Raw genomic sequence first — 19,015 nt, 5'->3', positions numbered from 1 at the left:
GTAAACGCTTCGATTTCAAATGTCCGATCGAAGTGATGAGTGAGGTGATGCAAAAGGCCATTGCGATGCGGCACGATACTCCCACTTCGATTCAATAACCGTGTTGCACTCAGCTCCTGCAACCGCCACCTTTAAGCACGGCCATTATTACAAACCACTCGAAGCTAGGCGCGAGAAAAAATCCTAATGTAGTGAGAATCCGCAATGACATTCCCGAAAGAAAGCTGACTCTAATATGTATACGATCTAGAATAATGCCCGCTATGGGGCCCACGAATAGTGAAGCTGCACCCAAGGAGAAGGCTAGAATCGCAATTTCAGAGGGTGATGCCTGCCATAAATAAATAGGCACTAAAAAAATGAGAAAAAAATCAATCCACAGCGAAAGTGATGACAGGGCGCTTATAGTCAGAAGCGCTCTCACATTGTTCATTTTCATGCACCTTAACGGCTTCGCGCGATACGTCGATCGGCAATTCACCACTTAGTAAATACTAAGCCTATGAGGTAGCCCCTTAATCAATGACGCCTTCGCGTTCTCGCCCGTGCCCATACCCCCCGCATTATGTACGTCATTTCGTCGTGTGCATTCAGACCTGTCAGTAAAAAGCGGTGGCCGCAGTGACAGGCCGGCACGCTGTAACACAATGAGCCGCCGCACTACCAACCCTCAAACTGCGAACGCACCTTGAACAATTCGTTGTCATTGCGAATCCCGAGCTTTCTATAGGCAGGATGCTTTTGGGTGCTGATGGTCTTGACGCTGCGCGTGAATTTCTGGGCGATTTGCGTCACCGACAAGCCATCCAGGCAACAACGCAATACTTCCCGCTCACGAACCGAAAGCTCGCTGGATGTGATCAACGTGTTCAACCCCAAAGGGTTCGCCAGATCTTCCTGGCTCTCCTTGACGATTGACACCTGATTGTCCCGCAGTTCGTTTTCCATCATGGGATGCAGGTAATCACGCCCGCTGGCGACACGACGAATCGCTATCGGCAACTGCTCCTTTGCCGTTTCCTTGCCCAGGAAACCCTTTGCACCGCAGCGCATCGCCATGGCCACCGTAGCCGGGGCGTGCAGTGCGGAAATCACCAGAAGGCTCACCTTGGGAAACTTGATCCGCAAGCCGCGAATCAGGTTTAGTCCGTCCACCTCGCCCGGACTCAGGGAATAGTCCATGAGGACCACATCCACCTCCTGTTGACTCAATGCGTCGATCAATTTCTGGCTCTGGGTAAAATACCCAAGCACAGTGATATCCCGCTCTTCCCTGACATTCTCGGAGATGCCTTGCAGAATAAGCGCATGGTCATCCAGCACCATAAGGCGAATGGGACGAAACAATGAAACCATGAAAAATTCCTTTGCCTCAGGACAAGCAAAATGGCCGCTCATGTCTTGAGCACAAGCCCATACGTTTCCCAAGGTTACTATGACTGGAACAAGCAGAGCCAAGAATACAGAGAACCAGCGCCCAAACAAAATAGGAATATTCCTAAATTTTTAGAGTTTCGGATTAATCCCATGGTGCGAAAAATGCTGGTATCGGCACGTTAATCATCCATACCAAAAATCAATCCACTTCGAACTCGAAAAAATCCCAACATGTAAAAACATCATCAACCCAACCGTCATTAATCATCCATACCAAAGACCCACCTTGGCGCCTGCAAAAAATTTTCAACATGTACAGTTGTTATATTCAGATACTTTACAGCAATTGACCCCAACCCTATCTCAACTTAGGTTTGCGTTGCCCTGTAAATTATTGGCAGGCACCACATTTCTGGAGGCACACTATGAACCCAAATAAAGTATTGCGAAATTCTGCCCTGCTGGCCGTACTAAGCATCAGCTGCACAGCATTCTCAGCCCATGCAGAAAATGAGTACTTTACCGCCTCGATCAGCAAAGAGGGAAAAGTACTCAGTCAGTCATCGGAATGGATCGATAGCGTAAAATACTTTTCCCAAAAAGATTGGTTTGCAAACTACGAAATTAATTTCAAGCCCGACACCTATAAAGAAGCACCCGCATTTTGCTCGGCATCCACGACTGCCAGCGAGGGCGAAGATGATCTGCTCTATGGGATAGCGAAACTGGGTGCAGCACCACGGCAGGATCGCGTCACCGTAATCACATCATATATGGGTAAGGCAGGCCCTTCAGGCGATACCTCTCAAAGCTTTATGCTGATCTGCTTCAAATAAAACCCGAATGACAGGACGAATGACTTTCGCCCCGTCAATTAGTGCAAGTCAACCTCCAGACCGCGCCCGCCAATCGAAGGCCTTGATCGCCCAGGGACAGGTACCAAAGGGCCACAGAGGGCGCCTATCGACAACACCGGTTTGCCGGCCACGGCGAATCACCCAATGTCAAAGCATGACAAAGAGTCAACTGTTGCTCGCAGGCGTTCGATTGCCGCCGCAATGCCCTGGGCGTCCCCTGCCTCTGCTGCCAGGTACTCGACCTCCTGCGCAGCAGCAGCCACATCGGTTACCCCGAGCATCATGGCGGCCCCGGAAATACGATGGGCCAGGCGGGCCACCTGAAACCAGTCACTGGCGCCAAGGGCCTGGAACATATACCCAAGGTCCATGCTGGAGGTCGCAATAAATGCCTGTTGCAAATCAACTTCAACGCCAGGCGGCTCGTCTGCATCAACCGTCGCCAGCGGCGTGACATCACACCACAGGTCAATGATTTGCCCCAGCTGGTCGATTCTCAATGGCTTGGCCAGTACGCCATCCATACCAGCCTCGAAACAAACACTCATGTGCTCGGGGCCGACCAGCGCCGAGATCGCTATGATCGGCACACGCTCCAGGGTCTCGACCTCCCGTCGACGAACACGCGCGGCAAATGCGTAGCCATCTATGTCTGGCAAATTGCAGTCCAGCAGGATGATGTCGAACGTCGAACGGGCGTGCAGGCTGAGCCCCAGTTCCCCGGTTTCTGCCTGCGTAACGCAGTGCCCCAGTGCCTGCAGCTGGCGCTTGATGACAAACTGGTTTTCCGGATGATCCTCTACCACCAGCACACTTAGCGCACGCCGCTCCCCCGTCGACAACGGAGCGGTATGCCCTTCGTGCATCGGGTTGTTCAAAGGCGGGACCAAGGGCGCACTCAACAGCACCTCTACCTGGGTACCACGCCCGAACTGACTCTCCAGTCGAATGGAGCCACCCATCAACTTCAGCAGGCTGGCGCAGATCGTAAGCCCCAAACCGGAACCGCCAAACTTGCGCGTGACGGATTCATCCACTTGGGAAAACGCCTGGAACAGCCGCAGCTGTTGGCGCCTGGTGATACCCATCCCGGTGTCCGACACCACTAAACGCAGCCGACCGGTTCCGCAGATAAGCGGGTCGACCGTCACTTCAGCCTCGACGCTGACCAAGCCCGCCTCGGTAAACTTGATCGCATTAGACAACAGATTGATCAGCACCTGACGTACCCGCTGGGCGTCGATGACCAGCCACAGTGGCGAATCCAGCCGCACCGACATGCTCAACCGCAGGCGTTTTTCCTGGGCCCGCGACTCGACGATACTCAACGCGTCCTGAATCAGAGCCTGCAAATCAGTCGGCAGACAGCGCAACTCCAGCTTGTCGGCTTCGAGCTTGGAAAAATCCAGCACATCGTCCAGCAGCCCCAACAGGGAATTGGCGCTGGTGACGGCGACCTTGGCCAACAACGCGTCGTCAGGCGACAACTTGCTGCGCCCCAGCAACTCCACCGACGACAGGACGGCATTCATCGGCGTACGGATTTCATGGCTCATGACCGCAAGGAACATGGCCTTGTCGCGCTCGCTGCGCTCGGCACGGCGTCGAGCCCTGTACGCTCGCAACAACAGGAAAACGAAGGCGAGCAACAAGATGACGGCGAGTGCCAGCTCCCACATGTAGTAATGCAGCATTGTCGACCACGAAGGCAGCTTGTAATTGGTGGTGCTTACCCATTGCGCCAGCATCAGGTCGGTCTCCTTCGCGGTCAGCGAAGCCAGCGACTTGTCGATGATGGAGATCAACAACTGATCTCCAATGCGCGTACCAATCCTGACCACCGCGAGCATATCCGGAAGAGAACCCGCCACGTGCAGGGTATCGAAGTAGCGTTTCTGCAGGATCGGAATCAGTGCCGCTTCGATATCGACCGCCGCGTAGGCGTGGCCTATGGCGACCTGCTCCAGCGCTTGAGCAGGACTATCAACTACCACCAGGTCGATGTCGGGGTAACTCGCGCGCAAGCTTTGTTCGTAACTGCCCCCGCCCTTGACGGCAACCCGTTTACCGCTGAGTTGGCGCGGATCAAAGATAACCGGCGAACTCGCCTGGGTGACGATCAGGGTGGAGCCGACAAAGTACGGTTCGCTGTAAGCGATCCGTTGCCGCAGCTTCGGAGGCGCCAGCCATTCGGAAACAGCCGGAAGCAGATCGACACGTCCCTCAAGCAGTGCCTCGGTAGCACTCGCCCAGCCTACCGGCGGTGCCAGGCGAAACTCCAGCCCGGACACTCTGGCGACCGCCTTCATGTACTCGGCGCTGAGCCCCCTGTAGACGCCGTCCCCCATGTATTCGATGGGACGCCACTCGGGGTCGATGCCAATGGTCAACACCGGATGCGCAGCTATCCAGGCCAGCTCCTGCGCGGTAAACAAGTCGCTGGACTGGCTCCAGGCCTCCCCCTGAAAACCGGCGATCATCAACACCAGTATCCGCAGGAAACCACGCAACGATCCCTTGCCCGACGCCTGTTCACCCTGGGCCCCTGGCATCTCAAGATTGCGCCGCATACCGGCCGCACCTGACCACTTCATCCATCATTCCCTGTCATAAAGACTCATACACCGCCATCAATAAGATCGATGGGTGGAACTTATTGTAAGACTCTTTAATTCGGACACTTCTTGAAATATGTTTACGAAATTGTAATGAGCGCATGGTTGGAATAGCGCCGCCAGTGCAACGGCAAACAGCGCAATCGCGCCCGAACGGCTACCTATTGATTGTCGGCCACGCAGCGCATCAAGGCTGGGACAACGGCATCCCTTTGGCCCCGGCATAAAACACAATCAGCACCGCGGGCAAGTCGCCCGTCAGGCCACGATGCAACGTCCCCACCATCTCCGGCAGCACCTGCCCTGCGCCCAGGGTCTTTTTCTCGCCAATGTCCTTTTTCTCGACAGTAAGCTCTCCGGACAAAACGTAGGCAGCATTGGGCATTGGATGCGTATGCCAAGGTAATGCCGTGTTTGCCGGGATGGAAATTTTAAGCACCGTCAGCTCGGGGGATCCGCTCGGGTAAGCCACATAAGGAAGCCCATCCCAGGATGCACTACTACGAAGTAACGTCTCTGATTCAACGACGGATTGATTGTGTGCACTTACCGAACCCGCCAACAATGACAAGCCGATACCCCAAGTGAGTAGAACTGTTTTTGATTTTATAATATCAAACATGTACGACGTCACTCTCCGCAGAAAAACGCATCATTATTTTTCTTGTCGCCATTTGAAAAATCATTCAAATAACCGATCTGCGCCCTGCGCAAACGTACTCCCGCAAGGCTTCCAACTATATATACGATCCACCCCGGCACGCACATCGGAATACGCCTAATTACGACACCGCCTGCCGGACAGCGACACACTTAAGTCTTTCCCCGAACAGCCGAAGTATCCGCGCCTTTTTTTAAGGCTTTTCTTGCATCACCCGGCAAAAAATCGCTGTAGGTTATCTGCTCAATATCTTCATCGCTGTTTTCAGGCCGTCAACCTTCACCGGTTACACCTGCCTGCGGCCATCCCGAACCCGAGAGTACAGTCCGATCATGCCCCTGCGCGTAGTGATAGCCGACGACCACCCAATCACCCTGATGGGCGTGCGCGCCGTACTGAGAAGCCAAAGCGCACTCAAGATTGTCGGCGAGGCGCAAAGCGTGGAAACGCTGCTTGACGTGCTGCACCAGCAGCCCTGCGAGCTGCTGGTCACCGACCTGAACATGCCCTGCGACGACCAGATGGATGGGCTGCGGCTGATTCAGCGATTGCGCAGGCACTACCCCGACATGGCAATAGTCGTGGTCACCATGCTCGATAACCCGACATTGACCAGCCAGTTGTTGAAGCTGAACATTCGCGGCCTGGTGAGCAAGCGCGGGTTGCTCAATGACTTGCCAAAAGCCATTAACCACCGTGGCGAGCGACCGTTCATGTCGCCCTCGATCCGGCAATTGCTCAACGTTGGTCACGACAGTTCGCAACAACTCAATCAACTGTCGGCCCGGGAAGTGGAAGTGCTGCGCCTGATCGGTTCGGGGCTCGGCGTCAGCATGATTGCCCAGCGCCTGTGTCGCAGCAAGCAGACCATCAGTACCCAGAAGAGCAGCGCCATGCGCAAGCTGGGCGTGGACACGGCGGCCGGCCTGTTCACGCACCTCAAGGCCTGCGGCCTGGCTTGAGCCGCGCCCCTCACTCACAGATCCCGGTTATTCAATGTTCGCTTTAACTCATGCTTTCCATAACCGCATGGGGCGCCTGCTGCGCCTGATATCCGCTATATGCGTGCTTTCAGGACTGGGGTCCTGGTGCCGGGTCCAGGCCTGCGATGAGCTGCCCGCCAGTGTGCCAGCACCGATCCATTCGCCCTGGGCCCTGGTCTCGGACCAGGCCTGGGCTATCGCCCTGGTGATTCTGGTGATCTTCCTGTCGTCGCTGTACTGGAACTGGCGCCTGCAAATTCAGGTTCGACAGCGCAAATCGGCACAGGCCGAACTGCAGGATAAGCTGGCCTTTCAGTTTTCACTGATCAACAGCCTGCCGACTCCCCTTTATGTCTGCGACCTGCAGGGCCGCCTCAACACCTGCAACCGCGCCTACGAAGAATTGTTCGGCACCGCGCTGGAAAATATTCAAGGCCGCTTGCCTACCGAGCAGGATTGCCTGCCGGGTGTGTTTTCCCAAGACCTGCAACACGCACACCGCCGCCTGCTCAGGGCCCACCAACCGCACTTTGTCGACACCAGTCTTGAAGTCAACGGCGAACTGCGCCAACTCTACCAATGGCTGGTGCCCTTCTACAGTGCCCGGGGAGAATTGGAGGGCCTGCTCGGCGGCTGGCTGGACATTTCCGAGCGCAAGCAGCTTGAACTCAAGCTGCGCGAGTCCAAACAGATCGCCCAAAAAGCCAGCGCGGCGAAGAGCGAATTTCTCGCCACCATGAGCCATGAACTGCGTACCCCGCTTAACGCCCTGGTCGGTTTGCTGGAGCTGGAAGCCACCGCCGAGACGACCCCGTCGATGAACCTGCGCATCGCCCAGCAATCGGCTATGTCGATGATCGACCTGATTGGCAATATCCTTGACCTCGACAAGATCGAAAGCGGCCTGATGCAGCTCACGCCGGCGCCGACGGCCTTGGAACCGCTGCTCAGGAGCAGCTTGCGCCTGTTCGCCGTCCAGGCCCATGAGAAAAACCTGGAACTGAGTCTCGACTATTGCGCAGCCCCGCAACGGCTGCATCACCTGGATGCCCTGCGCCTGCAACAGATCGTGCACAACCTGATCAGCAATGCCCTGAAATTCACCCATCAAGGCGCCATCCTGATCCGTGTCCAGGAAACCGATACCGGGCCCGACAGCAGCCTGGTGACGCTCACGGTCAGCGACAGTGGCATCGGCATTCCACAAGAGCAGCAGGCCGAGATTTTCGAGCCCTATCGCCAGGCCCACGCCAGCATCGCGCACCTCTACGGTGGTTCAGGACTGGGCCTGAGTATTTGCCATCAACTGGCCCAGCTCATGGCAGGGCGGATCTGGCTCGACGAGCCTCCCCGGCCGGGGCTGCACGGTCAGCCTCGAACTGCCGTTGACCTGGCAGGCGGTGAACCCGCCCAGCGAAAAACGCCGCACGCCGACACCGCAGGCGAGCCGCGCCTTGAACGTCCTGGTGGTCGACGATGTATCGACCAACGGCCTGGTCATGGCCTTGCAACTGGAGCGCCTGGGCAATCAGGCCGCCCATGTGTGCAGTGGCGCCGAGGCACTGCTGGCCTTGCAGCTCGAGTCGTATGACGTGCTGATCAGCGACTGCAACATGCCCGACATGGACGGCTACGAGCTGACCCGCACGGTGCGCGCCGCGGAAAAAAACCGCCAGGCCTGGCCCCTCTCGATCATCGGCTACACCGCCAGCGCCCTGACCAACGAAGCGACGCGCTGCCTGGAAGCAGGGATGAACCAGTTGATGATCAAGCCGGTCACCCTGGAGCGCCTGCAGGAGGTGCTCAGCACCCATCGCTTCGCCCCTGCGCCGACACCTTGCGAGGAGCCCGTCTGCAGTTTCAATCTGCAGCACCTGGAGACCTTCGCCGACAGCCCCGACCTGCGCCGGCGCGTGCTACTGGAGCTGAGCAACAACCTGAGCGAAGAAATCGCGCAACTGTGCCAACTCCCGGCGACAACCAAGGCCATCGACGACCTCGTGCATCGCCTCAACGGCGTCGCCTGCCTGATCGATGCCGAGGACCTGGCCCGGGCCTGCCATGCGCTCAAACAGTTGGCCGAGCACCAGCCGTCAGGCCTTCCCGACGGCCTGCTCGCGCTGCGCGAGAGCCTGACAACGCTGCACGACGACGTCCATCAGGTACTTGAGACAGTGGCCTGATCGGCACGCTGGCGGACGGGATCGATGTTCAGCGCACTCTCGTACTCCTCCCATACCCGCGTCTGCACGCCCGCCGTAGCCTGTCGTTGCTTCCTGAGGTGGCCCGGCAGCAGGTATCGACAAAGGTTATTGGCGTGTCGGGCCCACCCCTCAGGAGGCATGAACCCCATGAATATTCATCTGATTTAAGGTCAATTGATGATCCGCAATAAACAATCGCGTCTGTTCCGCAAACTGCCACTGGTTGCCGCCATCGGCATGGCGTCCCTGGCTTCCTTGGCCGTGCAACAAGCCAGCGCCCACGGCTATATCGAAAGCCCTAAGTCCCGCGCGTACATGTGCCGGACCAATGTGAACGACGACTGCGGCAACGTTACGTACGAACCGCAAAGCGTCGAATACACCATCACCGGACGGACCAACTATCAGGGCATAGCCTGCAAAGAAGACTTCACCAAATGCGGCCCGGCTGACGGCAACATCGCGAGCGGCGGCATGATCGACCAGTTCTCGGAAATGGACATCCAGACGGCAACTCGCTGGGCAAAAAACGACATCAAGCCCGGCCTGAACACCTTCACATGGCACTACAAGGCCAAGCACCCAATCGCCTACCAGGAATTCTACATCACCAAAAAAGACTGGAATCCTAACGAGAAGCTGACTCGCGAATCCTTTGACTTGGTGCCACTGCTGCACAAAGACATGGGCAACCAGATGGCCGAGGAGCGGAACTCGCACGATGTCATGATCCCGGCCGACCACACCGGTTATCACGTAGTGCTGGCCACCTGGAGAGTCGGCGATACCGATGCCACGTTCTACCAGGTGATCGACGTTAACATCGACGGCGACGAAGTGGCGCCTTCGCCTTGGAACAACCTCGGCGTGGTACAGCCGCAAGCCCTGGAAATCGGCGATAAAGTCATCGCTCGCCTGTTCAATGCTGCTGGCGAGATGGAAGACAAGAACATCAGCCTGACCATCGCCTCGGACGAACAAGCCAAGGCCAATATCTGGCCGCACGCGCTGGCTGAAAAAGTCAATGCCGCCAACGTGGGCGTCGTGATGGGCGAGCTCAACACCGATGGCGACATCGTGCCGAACTTCGGCAAGAACAGCGTTTTCGTGAAGAAAGGCAGCGACATCCTCAGCTTCCAGCTGGAAAAACAGCTGGTCAACCAACCGATCGAATTGAACATCACCGGCATGCAGCCGAGCTACACCCTGAAGGATGGCGCAGTCGACCTGCACTTCAACGCGATTGCCAAGGGCAGTGATTTCACCATCAAGGCCACGGTGTTCAACGCCAAGCAGGAAAGCGTCGCCCACAAGCAGGCTGCAGCCGGCGATAACACCCCGCACTTCTCGCTCAGCCTGAAGGACATCGAGGCCGGCAAGTTCGACCTGGTGGTCGAAGCGGCACCGAAGAAAGGCGCGACCAAACAGGAAACCGTTTCTTTCACCGTGCAGGCTGACAGCGATGGCTCGTATGACTTCGTCTTCCCTGAAGTCCTGAAAGAATACAAGGCTGGCACCACCGTGCTGCAACCGAAGGATGGCAATACCTACGAATGCAAGATCTTCCCTTACAGCGGCTACTGCTCGCAGTGGGGCGCAAACGCCACCGGTTTTGAACCAGGCGTCGGTTCCAACTGGCAAGACGCCTGGATCCGCAAGTAAGCGATCCCGGAGTTGAACCAGGCGTGGCGCGCAAGCGCCACGCTTTCCGTCTTGTCCTGCCTATTTCTGAAGTAGAACCACCCATGCGCTTAATCGCTTATTCAACCCCACGCGTGCTGCTGCACTGGATCTTCGCCCTGGTGATTATCTGGGCCACCGTCAGTGGTTTCGGCAACGCGATGCTCGACCTGCCCGACGCCCTGAGCGACGGCATCAATTTCATCAACGTTTCGCTGACTGCGGTACTGATCCCACTGTTTGCGCTGCGGATCTATTTCGCCCTGGCCCACCCCGTGGCGCATGCGCCAGACGAGGGCAACCAGGTGCTGGTGAAGGCCGGCCACCTCGGCCTGTACGTCATGACCGCGCTGGTGCTGGGCACCGGGGTACTGATGATGGAACGCCCGATCAACGTGTTTGCCCTGATGCTCATTCCCCAGCCTCTGACAGAACCGTTGCTGACCAGTTTTTTCAACACCGTGCACAAGGCCTGCTGTGTAGTCCTGGCCCTGCTGGTGGCAGGCCACGTCGCCGCCGTGGCGGTGCATCACCGGTGCGGGCATCCGCTGCTGCAGCGCATGTCGCTGCGCCTGTCATGACCGCCCGTGGCGATGCTTGCCGCCCATGGAGCCGCCGTGAAAGGGCTTGAAGCACGCCTGCGCCACAGGCTGAAAACGGCTGCCGTGGATACCTGGCTGGGCGTTGCAGCCTGCCTGCTGCTGTGTGCCTGGTTGAGCTGGCTGGGCCATGGCAGCTGGCTGTTGAGCAACGCCACGCCGACCAGTGAAGCCAACCATCAGGCCAGCGCCCGGCCGGTCGCCACGGCGCCGCTGAACAACAGTGCCATCGCCCGGCTGTTCGGCGCGGTGCCCGCCGCCGACACGCTGAATACCCCGCGTGTGCCGCTGGACCTGCTGGGCAGCCTGCTGGAAAGCAATCCGCAGCTGTCCAGGGCGCTGATCGGCAGCCCCCAGGGCAGCCGTTTCTACCAGATCGGCCAGCCCCTGCCGGGCGGTGGCAGCCTGCGGCGGATCGATGCAACGCAGGTGTTGATCCTGCGCAATGGCGTGGAGCAGACGCTGACACTGGCAACGGCCAAGACCTCGCTACTGACCCCATCACCGCCGGCCGGCACGACGGTCGCCGCCGCGCCCGCCGGGTCCCTCATTCAACCGTCCTTGTGAAGCCAAAAATCATGAACCTAGCGTTACTGGCCGCGTCCCTGCTGACCCTCGGCACCGTGTTCTCCCCCGTGCAGGCCGCCGACAAGCCCCCTGCGGCGCAACAATGGACCCTGAACATGAAGGACGCCGAGTTGCGCGACCTGGTCAACGAAGTCGGGCAGATCACCGGCAAGACCATGGTCCTGGACCCGCGCCTGAACGGCAAGGTCACGGTGCAATCGACGACGGCCATGGACCAGCAAGGCATTTATTCACTGTTCCTTTCCGCGTTACGCAGCCAGGGCTTCGCGGCCATGGACCAGGGCGACCGGGTACTGATCCTGCCGGTGGCCGAAGCCAAGACCAAGGCCAGCGCCAGCCGCAGCGCCAGCAGTGAAGAAATCGTCACCCAGGTGGTCGAACTGCACCATGCCGCTGCCAACGAAGTGGCCGTGGCGCTGCGCCCGCTGGTAGCCACCGATGCCTACCTGGCGCCGTCCACCACCGCCAACGCCCTGGTGATTTCCGACAGCGCCAACAACGTCAAGCGCCTGCGCGAGGTCATTCGCGAGATCGACTCCCCCGGCAACAAAGCCTTCAGCACCCTGCAACTGCGCCATGCCTGGGCCGCCGACGTGGCCAAGACCTTGACCGAAAGCCTGAACCAGGGCGGCGGCGCCCAGCAAAGTGCCAAGGCCATCGGCGACAGCCGCAGCAACCAGTTGATCCTGGTCGGTTCGGCGCCGGTGCGCCAACAGATGCAGCGCCTGGCACAGGTGCTGGATGTGCCGAAAAACGCCGGCGACAACACCCGCGTGCGCCGCCTTAACCACAGCGACGCCAAGGAACTGGAAACCCTGCTCGGCGGCATCGGCAAACGCCTGGAGTCGGCTAATGGAAGCGACGGTGGCGGCGGCAGTGGCAGATCCAGCCAGAAGCAGAACGCACCGATACTGATCAGCGCCGATGAAAGTCAGAACGCCCTGGTGCTGATGGCCTCGCCGGCCCAACTGGCGATGTTCGACAGCGTGATCGACGAACTCGACCAACCCCGGGCCCAGGTGCTGGTCGAGGCGGCCATCGTCGAAGTCAGCGGCGATATCAACGAAGCCCTGGGCGTGCAATGGGCCGGCAGCGGCGGACGCTTCGGCGGTGCGGCCAACTTCAGCGGCACCGGTCTGGCCATCGGCACGCTGCTGGGCAGCTTGAAGGACGGCAAGCCCCCGACCCTGCCGGATGGCGCGATCATCGGCCTGGGCAGTAGTCATTTCGGCGCCCTGATCAATGCGCTGTCCAGCGACTCCAATAACAACCTGCTGTCCACCCCCAGCCTGTTGACCCTGGACAACCAGGAAGCGGAGATCCTGGTCGGCCAGAACGTGCCCTTCCAGACCGGCTCCTACACCACCAGCACCGATGGCGCGAGCAACCCGTTCACCACCGTGGAACGCAAGGATGTCGGGATCACCCTCAAGGTCACCCCGCACATCAACGAAGGCAACTCCCTGCGCCTGAAGGTCGAGCAGGAAAGTTCGGAACTGGCCGCCGCGCCTGCGGGCATCAGCACCAGCGACATCATCACCAACAAGCGCTCGGTCAAGACCACCATCCTGGCCAATGACGGGCAGATCATCGTGCTCGGCGGGCTGATCAAGGACAACGTCAAGGTGCAGGTCAGCAAGGTGCCCTTGCTCGGCAGCATTCCCTGGATCGGCAAGCTGTTTACCAGCACCAAGGAAGTCAACGAGAAGACCAACCTGATGGTGTTCCTGCGCCCGACACTGCTGCGCAGCGAAGCCAGCGCCGAGGCCTTGAGCTCACGCAAATACCGCAGCCTGCGTGAGCTGCGCAGCCCCGACGGCAAGACCCGCGCCCTGCTGCCGGAGAGCCCGCACCAGTTGTTCGACGCCGAACCGATTGACGGCCCGGGAGAGTTTGATATCCGCGCCCCGGCCAGGTTGGAGCGCCCATGACGGCGCCTGCGATGTCGCGCCTGAGTTTTGCCTACGCACGTCGCCACGGCGTGCTGCTGGAGCCCGGCGAGCAGGGCGCGCGCCTGTATTGCCGGGCCGACACGCCACTGGCGATCATCGCCGAAGTGCGCCGTCATCATGGCGCCGCGCTGCTCAGCCAGGTGCTGGACGACGACGCCTTCGCCCTGCAGATGGCCGCGCACTACCGCGACGGCCAGGACGGTGCACAACAGGTGGCCGAGGGACTGGGCGAGCAGTTCATCGAGGATTTCGACCTGGCCAGCCTGGCCGAGCAGTTACCGCGCACCACCGACCTGATGGAGCAGGAGGACGACGCGCCGATTATCCGCCTGATCAATGCGATCCTCAGCGAAGCGGTGAAGAACAAGGCCTCGGACGTGCACCTGGAAGCCTTTGAAGAACACCTGTCGGTGCGCCTGCGGGTCGACGGCCTGCTGCGCGAAGTGCTCAGGCCAAGGCGTGAACTGGCGACGCTGCTGGTGTCGCGGATCAAGGTCATGGCCAAGCTCGACATCGCCGAAAAACGCGTCCCGCAAGACGGCCGCATCGCCCTGCGCATTGCCGGCCACGAAGTCGACGTACGCGTCTCCACCCTGCCCTCCAGCCACGGCGAACGGGTGGTCATGCGCCTGCTCGACAAACAGGCCGGGCGCCTGGATTTGAGCCGCCTGGGCATGAATGCCGAGGTGCGCCAGCGCCTGGAAGGCGCCCTGCACAAACCCCACGGCATCCTGCTGGTCACCGGCCCCACCGGCTCCGGCAAGACCACCACGCTGTACGCCGGGCTCGCCAGCCTCAACAGCCCGCAGCGCAATATCCTGACCATCGAGGACCCGGTGGAGTATCACCTCACCGGCATCGGCCAGACCCAGGTCAATGCCAAGGCCGAGATGACCTTTGCCCGTGGTTTGCGGGCCATTCTGCGCCAGGACCCGGACGTGGTGATGGTCGGTGAAATCCGCGACCGCGAGACCGCCGAAATTGCCGTGCAGGCCTCCCTGACCGGGCACTTGGTGCTGTCGACCCTGCACACCAACAGCGCAGTCGGCGCGGTCACGCGCCTGGCGGACATGGGCGTGGAGCGCTTCCTGCTCTGCACCTCGCTGCTGGGGGTGTTGGCCCAGCGCCTGGTGCGCCTGCTGTGCGCCGAATGCAAGCGCAGCGTCGTAGCCGATGCCGGGGCCTGCGAACGCCTCGGCGTAAACCCGGCCAGCGCTCCGCTGCTGTACCAGCCACAAGGTTGCAGCGCCTGCCAGCAGAGCGGCTATCGCGGGCGCCAGGGCATCTACGAACTGGTATTGCTCGACGACCACCTGCGCCAGTTGATCCACGCCGGTGCCGGCGAGCACGAGCTGCTGGCCCAGGCCCGGCAGCACAGCCCTAGCCTGTTTGGCGATGGTTGCGCCCTGGTGCTGCAAGGCCTGACCAGCCTTGAAGAACTGCTGCGCGTGACCCAGGAGGACTGAGCATGGCCGCCTACGAATACCTGGCCATGTGCAGCGCCGGTCGCAAGTCCAGCGGCGTGATCGAGGCCGACAGCGAACGCCAGGTGCGCCAGCTGTTGCGCGAGCGCCAGTTGGTGCCGCTCAAAGTCACCGCCACCCAGCGCCAGCGCGTGCGCGGCGAAGGCCCGGCGCGACCCTCTGGTGGCGGCCTGAACAGCGCCGAGCTGGCGCTGTTGACCCGGCAGCTGGCGACCCTGGTGCAGGCGGCGCTGCCGCTGGAAGAAACCCTGGCGGCGGTGGCCGCACAGTGCGAAAAACAGCGGATCAAAAGCATGCTGTTGGCGGTGCGGGCGCGGGTGCTCGAAGGCTACAGCCTGGCCAGCGCCCTGGGCGGCTACCCCAAAGCCTTCCCGCAGCTGTACCGCGCCACGGTCGCCGCCGGCGAGCGTTCCGGGCACCTGGGCCAGGTGCTGCTGAAACTGGCGGACTATACCGAGGCGCGCCAGGCCGCCCGCCAGCAGATCCAGCTGGCGATGCTCTACCCGAGCATCCTGATGGTCGCCGCCTTCAGCATCGTCGGCTTCCTGCTGGGCTTTGTGGTCCCGGACGTGGTGCAGGTGTTTATCGACAGCGGGCAAACGCTGCCGCTGCTGACCCGTGGCCTGATCGCCAGCAGCGCGCTGCTGCGTGACTTCGGCCTGCCGGTACTGGGGCTGCTGGGCCTGCTGGTGTTCAGCCTGCGGGTGGCCCTGCGCCAGCCGCGCCACCGCGAACGCTGGCACGCCACGCTGCTGCAATTGCCACTGATCGGGCGCCTGCTAAGGGCCAGCGATTGCACGCGTTTTGTCAGCACCCTGGCGATTCTCGGGCGCAGCGGCGTGCCCCTGGTGGACGCCCTGGAAATCGCCTGCGAAGTGGTGGCCAACGAGCAAATTCGTACAGGTCTTAAAGACATTGCCCGCGGGGTCCGTGAAGGTGTGAGCCTCACGCGGGCGCTGGAACTCAACGGCAGTTTCCCGCCCATGATGCTGTACATGATCGCCAGCGGCGAACGCTCCGGCGAGCTGGACAACATGCTCGAACGCGCGGCCCGGCAGCAGGAAGAACAACTGGCAAACCGCATTGCCTTGCTGGTCGGCCTGTTCGAGCCGGCGATGCTGGTGTTCATGGGCGCCTCGGTACTGATCATCGTCCTGGCGATCCTGATGCCGATCCTCAGCCTCAACCAACTGATCACCTGAATCCGGAACACTTGAACGTGCAAAATATCCAGCGACAACGCGGTTTTACCCTGATCGAAATCATGGTGGTGGTGGTCATCCTCGGGGTGCTCGCCGCCCTGGTGGTGCCACAGATCATGAGCCGCCCCGACCAGGCCAAGGCCACGGCGGCCCAGAGCGACATCAAGGCCATCGCCATGGCCCTGGACATCTACAAGCTCGACAATCACAACTACCCCACCGGCCAGCAGGGCCTGCAGGCATTGGTGAGCAAACCCGACGGTTACCCGCCGGCGCGCAGCTGGAACCCCGACGGTTACCTCAAGCGCCTGCCGATGGACCCCTGGGGCAATCCGTACCAGTACCTGATGCCGGGCAGCTACAACGACAGCTACGACCTGTTTTCCTTTGGCGCCGATGGCCAGAGCGGCGGCGAAGGCCTGAATGCCGACATAGGCAACTGGGAGCGCTAGGCGGTGGGCCCTTCACGCGCCAGGGGTTTCACCCTGCTGGAAGTGTTGCTGGTGATCCTGGTGATTGCCCTGTTCAGCGGCCTGGTCGGCATGCTCAACCCCGACTCCGGGACGCAACAGGTGCGCCGTGAAGGTGAACGCCTGCGCGGCCTGCTGCAACTGCTGCGTGAACAAGCGGTGCTGACCAACCGCGAATATGGGCTGCGCTTCGAGCCCGACGGCTACGCCGTGCAGCGCCTGGAAGAACACGGGCGCTGGGCGCCGAATCAGGAGTTTGCGCGCCAGACCCTGGCGCCGAACCTCAGCCTGCGCCTGGAGACCACCGACCTGCTCGACCATCCGTATCAGGGCCACGACCTGCCACAGCTGCTGGTGCTGTCCAGCGATGAAACCACGCCTTTCACCCTATGGCTGGAGTACCGTGGCCAACCGCTGCTAAGCCTGTCCAGCGACGGTATCCAGGAGCCGCTCCTTGAACCTGTCGATTGAACGCGGTTTCACCCTGCTGGAAGTGATGGTGGCCCTGGCGATTTTCGCCACCGCCTCCATCGCCCTCTACAGCGCCGTGCAACACATAACGCGCAACAGTGCCGGGCTGTCGGAGCGCACCCAGGCCCTGTGGATCGCCGACAACCGTCTCAATGAACTGCGCGCCGGCATGCTCGCCCCTGGCAAGGAACGCCAGGAACAACGAGTGGAATTCGGCGGGCGCCAGTGGTGGTTGCTGACCGATAGCGAGCCGGCGCCCGACTCGCGACTGCTCAAAGTCAGCGTGCGGGTTTCCCCCCTGGCCAGCCTGGATGACGCCCGGCAATACAGCCGCGCGCACCTGGTCGGTTTTATCGAGGCACAACCATGACGCAGCGCGGCTTTACCCTGCTCGAAGTGCTGGTGGCCATCGCCATTTTCAGCCTGCTGGGCCTGGCCACCTGGCAGTTGCTCGACCGTGTGCTGCACAGTGACCGGCGTATCGCCAGTCACGAACAGCGACTGCGGCATCTGCAACGGGCCATGGGCCTGCTCGAGCGCGACCTGCAACTGGCCAGCCGCCGGGCCCTGAGCGACGACGCCAGCGCCAGCCAGGCCATGATCGGCCAACCCGGCGAACTGCGCCTGGTGCGCGGCGGCTGGCGCAACCCGCTGGACCAGCCGCGCAGCGAGCTGCTGCAGGTGCGCCACCTGTGGCGCGACCAGCAATGGCTGCGCGAGACCCTGCCGTTGCCCGGCGGCGAGCCGGGCGGCGCCCAGCCCCAGCTCCAGGTCTTGCTCAAGGGTGTACGCCTGAAGCGCCTGCGCTACGTCGACGGTCATGGCCAGGCGCACACCGGCTGGCCGGCGGACGGGCAGACCCTGGGCCTGCCGGGGGCCCTGGAAATCGTCATCGATGCGCCCGGCTTCCCGGACATCCGCCGGGTGATCCTGATGCCCGGCGGCGTGCCGGCCGGCGACAGCCACGCGGCCCCACCCCATGCGTAGTCCCGGGCGCCAGCGCGGCGTCGCCTTGCTCAGCGTGCTGCTGATCACCGCGCTGGTGACGGTGATCGTCAGCCATATGCTCGCCCGCCAGCGCCTGAGCCTGCACAGCAGTGCCAACCTGGTGCAGCACCAGCAACTCTGGCAACTGGCGCTCAGTGGCGAAAGCTGGGCCCGGCAGCAAATACTGGCGCAAGCACGCCGCGAGAATGGCTTGCAAGTGGTGCACCCGGGCCAACCCTGGGCAGAGCCGGCGCCGGTCATGGACATCGAAGGCGGGCGCATTCACATCGAACTCGAAGACCTCGGCGCCCGGCTCAACCTCAACAGCCTGCGCCGCCCCAATGACCTGCTCGCCAGCGCCCGCTACCAACGCCTGCTGGCGCTGCTGGGGGTGCGTGCCCACGACCCGGCGTTGCTCTCAACCCAGCGCGGGCGCGACGGCAAGCCCCTGCCCCTGAGCGACATCAGCGAACTGCGCCAACTGCCCCAGGTAGACGCCGCTACCCTGGAAAAACTGCGGCCCGTGCTGACGGCCGGCCCCGCCAGCGCCTTGAACATCAACACCGCCAGCGCCCTGGTGCTGGCCAGCCTCGAAGGCCTGGACCAGGCCACGGCCAGCAACCTGGTCAAGACCCGGCCCGAGGCTGGCTACCCCAGCGTCCAGGCCTTCCTCGATCACCCCATGCTCGCCGGCCGCGACATCAAGGCCCGTGGGCTGGCGGTGGGCAGCCAGCAGTTTCGCGCCACCATCGACGTCGAACTCGACGGGCGACGCCTGCGCCTGGTCAGCGACCTGCGCAGCATCGACGGCAAGACCCTGCGCGTCGAACAACGCCACCTGCTCCCTAACCCCGCCAAAGCCGACCGGCCAAACGAGTAATGATC

General features: G+C 61.2%; 18 protein-coding genes. 15 read left to right on the top strand and 3 right to left on the bottom strand.

What is annotated here, in order from left to right:
* Positions 1-660: 660 nt before the first annotated feature.
* Entirely contained in the window at positions 661-1,398 is a 738-nt protein-coding gene (locus tag IMW75_RS12940) for a response regulator (protein ID WP_237142275.1), read from the bottom strand.
* Between the two features lie 404 nt (positions 1,399-1,802).
* On the opposite strand from IMW75_RS12940, the gene IMW75_RS12935 reads away from it, so the two are divergent.
* Positions 1,803-2,213 carry a hypothetical protein gene (locus IMW75_RS12935; protein WP_205892813.1) on the top strand — a complete coding sequence of 137 codons (411 nt, stop codon included), beginning with the start codon at positions 1,803-1,805 and terminating at the stop codon, positions 2,211-2,213.
* A gap of 158 nt (positions 2,214-2,371) precedes the next feature.
* Here the strand turns inward: IMW75_RS12935 and IMW75_RS12930 are convergent, their stop codons facing one another.
* Together IMW75_RS12930 and IMW75_RS12925 are read right to left on the bottom strand one after the other, a co-directional pair.
* Entirely contained in the window at positions 2,372-4,804 is a 2,433-nt protein-coding gene (locus IMW75_RS12930) for an ATP-binding protein (RefSeq protein WP_237142274.1), read from the bottom strand.
* Positions 4,805-5,036: 232 nt separating this feature from the next.
* Positions 5,037-5,471: a cupin domain-containing protein gene (locus tag IMW75_RS12925; protein WP_205892812.1), complete on the bottom strand. Its 435-nt coding sequence runs from the start codon at positions 5,469-5,471 to the stop codon at positions 5,037-5,039.
* 371 nt (positions 5,472-5,842) lie between these two features.
* Between IMW75_RS12925 and IMW75_RS12920 the strand changes: the two genes are divergently transcribed.
* The 14 genes from IMW75_RS12920 to gspK all read left to right on the top strand — a co-directional run bounded on the left by IMW75_RS12920 (position 5,843) and on the right by gspK (position 19,010).
* Positions 5,843-6,472, top strand: a complete 630-nt coding sequence (locus IMW75_RS12920) for a response regulator (protein WP_205892811.1) — start codon at positions 5,843-5,845, stop codon at positions 6,470-6,472.
* Positions 6,473-6,506: 34 nt separating this feature from the next.
* Complete coding sequence (locus IMW75_RS12915) at positions 6,507-8,084, top strand: PAS domain-containing sensor histidine kinase (RefSeq protein WP_205892810.1); 1,578 nt, start codon at positions 6,507-6,509, stop codon at positions 8,082-8,084.
* Positions 7,993-8,676 (top strand): response regulator, encoded by a 684-nt coding sequence (locus IMW75_RS12910; RefSeq protein WP_205892809.1) that lies wholly within the window; start codon positions 7,993-7,995, stop codon positions 8,674-8,676. Before IMW75_RS12915 ends, IMW75_RS12910 begins: the two co-directional genes overlap by 92 nt.
* A gap of 198 nt (positions 8,677-8,874) precedes the next feature.
* A complete protein-coding gene (gbpA, locus tag IMW75_RS12905) occupies positions 8,875-10,359 on the top strand; it encodes an N-acetylglucosamine-binding protein GbpA (RefSeq protein ID WP_205892808.1) in 1,485 nt (494 codons plus the stop codon).
* Between the two features lie 83 nt (positions 10,360-10,442).
* On the top strand, positions 10,443-10,958 hold the full coding sequence (locus IMW75_RS12900) for a cytochrome b (protein ID WP_205892807.1): 516 nt from the start codon (positions 10,443-10,445) through the stop codon (positions 10,956-10,958).
* A 36-nt stretch (positions 10,959-10,994) separates the two neighbouring features.
* On the top strand, positions 10,995-11,543 hold the full coding sequence (locus IMW75_RS12895) for a type II secretion system protein N (protein WP_205892806.1): 549 nt from the start codon (positions 10,995-10,997) through the stop codon (positions 11,541-11,543).
* Between the two features lie 11 nt (positions 11,544-11,554).
* Positions 11,555-13,495 carry a type II secretion system secretin GspD gene (gspD, locus tag IMW75_RS12890; protein ID WP_205892805.1) on the top strand — a complete coding sequence of 647 codons (1,941 nt, stop codon included), beginning with the start codon at positions 11,555-11,557 and terminating at the stop codon, positions 13,493-13,495.
* Positions 13,492-14,982, top strand: a complete 1,491-nt coding sequence (gene gspE, locus IMW75_RS12885) for a type II secretion system ATPase GspE (protein WP_205892804.1) — start codon at positions 13,492-13,494, stop codon at positions 14,980-14,982. Before gspD ends, gspE begins: the two co-directional genes overlap by 4 nt.
* Before the next feature lie 2 nt (positions 14,983-14,984).
* Positions 14,985-16,202, top strand: a complete 1,218-nt coding sequence (gspF, locus tag IMW75_RS12880) for a type II secretion system inner membrane protein GspF (protein ID WP_205892803.1) — start codon at positions 14,985-14,987, stop codon at positions 16,200-16,202.
* A 17-nt stretch (positions 16,203-16,219) separates the two neighbouring features.
* Complete coding sequence (gspG, locus tag IMW75_RS12875) at positions 16,220-16,654, top strand: type II secretion system major pseudopilin GspG (protein WP_336512425.1); 435 nt, start codon at positions 16,220-16,222, stop codon at positions 16,652-16,654.
* A 3-nt stretch (positions 16,655-16,657) separates the two neighbouring features.
* Positions 16,658-17,143 carry a type II secretion system minor pseudopilin GspH gene (gene gspH, locus IMW75_RS12870; protein ID WP_205892802.1) on the top strand — a complete coding sequence of 162 codons (486 nt, stop codon included), beginning with the start codon at positions 16,658-16,660 and terminating at the stop codon, positions 17,141-17,143.
* Entirely contained in the window at positions 17,127-17,513 is a 387-nt protein-coding gene (gene gspI / locus IMW75_RS12865) for a type II secretion system minor pseudopilin GspI (protein ID WP_237142273.1), read from the top strand. Before gspH ends, gspI begins: the two co-directional genes overlap by 17 nt.
* The gene (gene gspJ, locus IMW75_RS12860; RefSeq protein ID WP_205892801.1) at positions 17,510-18,130 is read left to right on the top strand and encodes a type II secretion system minor pseudopilin GspJ; all 621 of its coding nucleotides are present in this window, start codon (positions 17,510-17,512) and stop codon (positions 18,128-18,130) included. Before gspI ends, gspJ begins: the two co-directional genes overlap by 4 nt.
* The gene (gspK, locus tag IMW75_RS12855; protein WP_205892800.1) at positions 18,123-19,010 is read left to right on the top strand and encodes a type II secretion system minor pseudopilin GspK; all 888 of its coding nucleotides are present in this window, start codon (positions 18,123-18,125) and stop codon (positions 19,008-19,010) included. The genes gspJ and gspK overlap by 8 nt, the downstream gene beginning before the upstream one ends.
* The last annotated feature ends 5 nt before the right edge of the window (positions 19,011-19,015 follow it).

Origin of the sequence: Pseudomonas gregormendelii (assembly GCF_017114825.1) — a bacterium.
Lineage (GTDB): Bacteria > Pseudomonadota > Gammaproteobacteria > Pseudomonadales > Pseudomonadaceae > Aquipseudomonas > Aquipseudomonas gregormendelii.
The sequence above is the reverse complement of the archived record's forward strand: the minus strand, read 5'-3'. Positions and strand labels throughout refer to the sequence as shown.